At 68.7% G+C, this 5,675-nt stretch carries 3 protein-coding genes and 4 pseudogenes; 2 read left to right on the top strand and 5 right to left on the bottom strand.

Features of this window, described 5'->3' with window-relative positions:
• Positions 1–190, top strand: a pseudogene (locus ACZ5WC_RS33110) (IS701 family transposase); the annotation flags it as partial.
• 175 nt (positions 191–365) lie between these two features.
• Here the strand turns inward: ACZ5WC_RS33110 and ACZ5WC_RS33105 are convergent.
• From ACZ5WC_RS33105 to ACZ5WC_RS33090, 4 genes and pseudogenes are all read right to left on the bottom strand, one after another.
• A pseudogene (locus ACZ5WC_RS33105) lies at positions 366–556 on the bottom strand (Zn-dependent oxidoreductase); the annotation flags it as partial.
• On the bottom strand, positions 552–2,126 hold the full coding sequence (locus ACZ5WC_RS33100) for an alkaline phosphatase D family protein (protein WP_468544285.1): 1,575 nt from the start codon (positions 2,124–2,126) through the stop codon (positions 552–554). The gene ACZ5WC_RS33100 and the pseudogene ACZ5WC_RS33105, both read right to left, overlap by 5 nt.
• Positions 2,123–2,713, bottom strand: a complete 591-nt coding sequence (locus tag ACZ5WC_RS33095; protein WP_468544284.1) for a phosphoesterase — start codon at positions 2,711–2,713, stop codon at positions 2,123–2,125. Before ACZ5WC_RS33095 ends, ACZ5WC_RS33100 begins: the two co-directional genes overlap by 4 nt.
• 423 nt (positions 2,714–3,136) lie before the next feature.
• Positions 3,137–3,589 (bottom strand): annotated as a pseudogene (locus ACZ5WC_RS33090) (transposase family protein); the annotation flags it as partial.
• Between ACZ5WC_RS33090 and ACZ5WC_RS33085 the strand changes: the two are divergent.
• Positions 3,575–4,648, top strand: a complete 1,074-nt coding sequence (locus ACZ5WC_RS33085; protein ID WP_468544283.1) for an ArsR/SmtB family transcription factor — start codon at positions 3,575–3,577, stop codon at positions 4,646–4,648. The pseudogene ACZ5WC_RS33090 and the gene ACZ5WC_RS33085 sit on opposite strands and share 15 nt — an antisense overlap.
• Before the next feature lie 811 nt (positions 4,649–5,459).
• Here the strand turns inward: ACZ5WC_RS33085 and ACZ5WC_RS33080 are convergent.
• Positions 5,460–5,675, bottom strand: a pseudogene (locus ACZ5WC_RS33080) (hypothetical protein); the annotation flags it as partial.

The raw sequence follows: 5,675 nt of genomic DNA, 5'->3' as shown, positions 1-5,675 counted from the left end.
ACGCACCGCGAAACTGCGCTGGCGCATCGAGCACGACTACCGCGAGATGAAGCAGGCCTTGGGCCTGGCCCACTTCGAGGGCCGCACCTGGCGAGGCTGGCACCACCACGTCACCCTGGTCTCCGTCGCGCACGCCTTCTGCACCCTCCAGCGCATCACCCGGTCCCCAAAAGAGACGGCACCGGCCTGAGCCTCTACAAGGTCGCCCGCGAACTGCAGCTACTCCTCGCGGTCTGGACCGGCGCCTGCCCCACCTGTCACCGCGACATGCCACAACTGATACCGACCTGACCAAGCGCTACTAGGTGTTCTGTCTCGAAGGGTTGTGGACGGGGTGAGCCAGGTCTCGGCTGAGGGATCTTGAAGTCGACCCCGGCGGCGTCGTAGCCGAGGATCATCGGCAGCTTGTCCTCACCGCGGCCCACACCACGCAGGGACCACCGGTTGTGGTGGTTGAGGAAGGCGGCCCCGACGTTGACGGTGGTCCAGCAGGGGCGTTCGGCGGGGGCCGGACACTCCGTCACTACAAGACCCTTGGCGGCTGGGCACGGTCAATTCGTTTGGGATCGGCGGTATTGCGCCGGGGAGTTCTTCGTCACCTCGTCCTCGTACGAGCCCGCCGTACCCCGGTCCACATGGAAGGTGGTCAGGGTCGAGACGGGGGACGCCGGGTCGCGGCGGTCCTCGATCACCCGCATGTGCGCGGAGAACCGCTCGGGAGTGACCTCGTACACGTCGTAGCCGTAACGGTTGCCCTCGAAGTACTTCAGGTGCGGGTTGGCCTGGCCCATGCGCGGGCCGTTGGTCCGGTTCCAGTCGGCGGAATACGCGCCCGAGGTCACCGAGTGCGCGGTGAACTCCGTACCGACGACGGGTGACGAGGTGTCGTCGAAGTCCGTGTGGATGTCGTCGACGAAGGCGGAGTGCCAGTCTCCGGTGATGACGACGAGGTCCTCCAGGCCGCTGCTGTGCACGTGCCCCAGGATCTCCTTGCGCTCGGCCAGGAAGCCGTCCCACTGGTCGGTAAACATGTACGAGCCGCCGGGTGAGCCGCGCAGCTGGCTGAGCATGATCGAGTTGGCCCAGACGTGCCAGGCGTCCGGGGCCTTGTCGATGCCCTGCTTGAGCCAGGACTTCTGCTCGGCACCGAGGATGGTGCCGTCGGCGAGGTTCTGCGCCGAGCGATACGAACGCAGGTCCAGGACTGTCAGTTCCAGCAGGTCGCCCCAGCGGCGTACGCGGTGGATCTCGGGGTCCGGCAGCGCGGTCTCGCCGAAGGTGTCGCGGTGCGGCATGTGCTCGAACCATGCCTGGAAGGCGGCCGCCTTGCGCTGCATGAAGGGGGCACCGCCGCCCGTACCGCTGAAGTCGTTGGCCACCTCGTGGTCGTCCCAGGTGAGGAACCAGGGGTGGGCGGCGTGTGCCTCGCGCAGCGCTGCGTCCCCCTTGTAGAGGGCGTGCCGCTTGCGGTAGTCGGCGAGGGTGAAGGTCGCACCGCCCTCGTGGTCACGGACATGGTTCTCGGGGACGCCGCCGACCTGGCCGTGCTCGTAGATGTAGTCGCCGAGGTGGACGACGAAGTCGACGTTCTCCCGGGCGATACCGCGGTGGGCCGCGTAGAAGCCGTCGTGGAAAGCCTGGCAGTTGGCGGCGGCGAAGCGGACCGCGCCGACTGCGCCGGCCGGGGCGGTCTTCGTACGGCCCACGCGGCTGGTCCGGCCGAGCGCGGTGAAGGCGTAGAAGTAGTGCCGCCCGGAGCTCAGTCCGCCGACCGGTACGTGCACACTGTGGCCGAGGGTCGCGGACGCCGGGGCGGTGCCGCGGGCGACGACCGTGCGCAGTCCGGCGTCCTCGGCGACGACCCAGCCGACCTCGACGACGTCGGGAAGGTCCTGCTCGGCGGCGAGGGGTTCGGGCGCCAGACGGGTCCACAACACGACGGACGAGGGCTGCGGGTCGCCGGAGGCGACGCCGAGGGTGAAGGGCGCCGGGTCGTAGCTGGCCCCCAGCGCCTCGGCTGCTTCGCGGGCCTGCGCGGGCGAGAGCCCGGCGGCCAGCGGCCAGGCGATGCCGAGGGCGCCCGACGCGGCGGCGGCCTTCAGCAGATCACGGCGGTTGAGCTTCACGACCGGCCTCCGGCGGTGTTGAGGGTGGCGGCATCGAGGGTGAGGGATATCGCGTCCGCGTAACCGTCGTTGGACGTGCCGCCGGAACGCGTGAAGACGAGCAGGACTCGGGCACTGCGGGCGCCCGGCGGCACTGTGGAGGCCGCCTCGCACTGCAGGAGTGCGGTACGCCCCTTGCGCTCCCCCGCGGTCACGGGCCCGAGCACGCTCAGCGCGACCGGGGTCCCCTTGACGTCCCGGAACTCCACGGACAGCCGTACTCCGTCTTCCTGGCCCGCGTACCCGCCGAGCCAGCCGCATACGGCGTACCGGACGCGGCCCGCGTCGACAGCCGCGCGCCCGGTCGCCCCGGTCTGCGGCAGATCGATGTCCTGGACCAGGGCCGTACGGGGCGAGTTCCCCCCGGAGAAGAACCGGCTGCCGCGCTGGGCGGGGCCGGGGTCGGACGGGCCCGGGTACCCTCCGCCGAAGCTGTAGTCGATCAGCGCGGGTGCGCCCTGCGCGATCCTCCAGCCGTTCACCGAGCCGACCGGCTCCGGACTGCCTCCCAGCCCACTCTCAGCGTCGCCGTTCACAACGAGATTCATCCACGTCTCCCCTGGGTGGTCTGCTGTGTTGTCGCGCCACGCATCACACCAGCCACGCATGAACCGCAGGAAGCCCTTCACCAAACTTTCTCAGCAGCCTGTACGGACAAGTACGAGTCATAGATGCGCAAAACACAAGGAAGAGGCTATCAACGGAAGATCCAGTAGCGGACAGCAGCGAAACAGCGCTACGGAAGCAAGATCCGCCTAGTACTGCGCTGGTCCGCCACGTAGATGTCCGGTCCCAGATACCTGTAGGCACCGCGCGCGTCTGACCAGCGGCGCCTACAGATCGGCGGGACGGTTCGTGGTACATCGCGGCAACCCCGCGCGCCGTTTGGGCTGCATGCCTACAGAAGAACGGACCGCCCACGGTTCCGGGGACCGGACAGTGAGCGTTTTCAGCGTGGCCACTGAGCCCTTTCAGCGTTGACGCTCCAGGGTGAGGACAGCTTCTATGACGGTCGTGCGGTTCGGGCTGATGCGGGATCTGCGTACGATCTGCCAGGGCTTCAGCCGTGCCACGCCGCGTTCGACTGGTGACCGGACCGTGGCCAGGGCCCGGCTGACTGTGCGCTGAGTGAGGGTGAGCTCGCCGCCCCGGTGGTCGTTCGAGTCCGGTGGTGACCCAGGGGCCGGCGCCTGTGCAGGTGCGGTCGGCGAGGGCGGGGACGCCCTGGCGTTCGCAGATCCGAATCATCCGGTGGGTACGGGCCGCGGTGAAATCATGAGTGCGGCCCGGCAGGGCGGGCGAGATCCACAGCAGCTCGCCGGGCCGGATCGGTGAGGACCTGTCCGCCCGGCTGTCGCCGACGCGGTCGCACTCGGCGAGGGTCCGTCCAGCAGGACGAAGTCCGGGCTGTGCTCGTGCAGCGTCAGCACGGAACGCTGGATTCGGCGGGGAACGGAGCGATGATGGCCAAGCGTATTCATTTCACGGCAGAGGACCTCGCGCGGACCAGGGTGAAGACCACCCTGGGTGTGGCCGCTGAGACGTTGGACGGCGTCAAACGACTGCGGGAGAGGGACAGGACCCTGGCTTTACGCAGCTGGCGGTCCTCGGTGACCAGTGGGCTGGGCGGGTCTCTTCGCGAACAAGCTTCCCCCCTGCTGGCGTTGATGCCCACCCGTGGGCCGCAGATCGATATCGCGACCCTCACCGGGGAAGCCACGTGCATCGACGAGGCGGTCGACTACCTGCTGGCGGCTTCCCGCAGGATGACACGCCTGGAAGTGGAGTACCTCGACATCCATCCCGCTCGCCGAGGGTGGGCCCGGGCCCTTGCCGACGGCGACCGTAGAGCCCGTCGGGAACTGGCCAAGGCGTTACGGGCTTGCCACAGGGTGGCTGTTGCACCGTACTGGCCCCAGATGCGCATCCACCTCGCTTCAGCCCGGGACGGCTATGTACGCACCATGGCCGAGGACGGAGTCGCGGGGCTACTGGAGACGGTATGTGCTCCGCTGGTCCGTTGGCGGCCTCCCGTCCTGGAAGTGCATCATCCCCACGACGCGGACATCCAGCTGCGGGGGCGAGGGCTCGTCATCGCTCCGACGGTGTTCTCCTCCCGCCAGGTGGAGGTACTGCAGAACCTGGCGCATCCGGAGCAGCCGCCCGTCCTGGCGCTGCCCACGGTCGGTGGGGAGATGAACGACTCCACACAGTGGCTTGTCGGAGAATCTGCCGAGGGGGCGCTCGAGGACCTGGTCGGGCGGACCAGAGCCGCCGTACTCGCGACCGTGGCCGACGGGTGCAGCACGACAGAGCTGGCCCGCCGCCTGGGCATCTCGCCCGCGACGGCCAGCCAGCATGCGAGCGTACTGCGCCGGGCCGCTCTGATCACGACCCGCCGCGACGGCAAGGCCGTACTGCACACGACCACACGCTTGGGCGCCACGCTGCTGGCCGCCACCACCCATGGTTTCGGCCCCTGACGAAAGGATCGCCGACGTCCTGTCTGCCGCCCGATAGTCGTTTGTGTCGCACGATCCGAAGCAACGGCACGCGCGGGCGGGGGATCCGCGCGTGCCGTCGCAGAATCAACGACCGATGGCTTCCGCTTGATCCCTAAGGAGAAACACATGCGCGTTCATTACCGTGTTGGTGCTGTCGCGGCATCCTTCGCCCTGGCGGGCGGAGGACTGTTGGGACTGGCCTCGCAGGCCATGGCGTCCCCGTCGGCGCTTTCCTGCGGCTCACCCAGTTACCTGGTCGGAGGCGAAGGACACCATGGCGCCTCCATCAGGTGTACGGGTTCGGCGTTCACCGAGTTCATCGACTGCTACAAGCCTGGGTACGGCACCTACCGCCACTTTGGCAACCGCGCGGAATCTGGAGGGACATCGACCACCTGGTGCGATCGGAACGCAACCGTCAAGCACGTGGGGGTCACTCCCTCCTGATTACGGGGCCCAGCCGACTGCGCCCCGTGCAACCCCTTCGTCCTGAGCGCTCTCTGAGATCCCGGCGCGTTGATCCTTCGGCGCGTGAGGGCACAGTTCATCTGTACTTCTCGGATCTGAAGGGCGGAAGGCTGTGGGAGGGGGAGCGGATCGCCCGCAGCCAGGCCCCGAGGTCCTGGGCCAGGCCGAGGACCGGCCGGATCCCGGCTGGGGCTTCGTCCCCGCACTCTGAACGCCATGGGGCCCTCACCGATCACCGATCGGTGAGGGCCCCATGGCGTGTCGCGGCCAGCTGGGGACCGCCGAGGCCGGTACGAACGGTTACCGGCCGGCGGGCAGCGGTTCAGTCGTTGTCGGTGTGGGGGAGTCCGTCGTCCAGGACGATGCGGACGGTCTGGCCTTCGCCGTCGACGGCGGTGAGTTCGGCGGCGATGCGGTTGTAGGCGGTCGCGGCCAGCGCCCAGTCGGCTTCCAGCGCGGTGGCGCCGTGGCGGGTGTCCCACAGCTTGATGAGCAGGCCGATGAGGGAGCGGCCGGACAGGACGGTCTGGACGCGGCC

This window comes from Streptomyces sp. NPDC033165, from assembly GCF_055577965.1.
The sequence above is the reverse complement of the archived record's forward strand: the minus strand, read 5'-3'. Positions and strand labels throughout refer to the sequence as shown.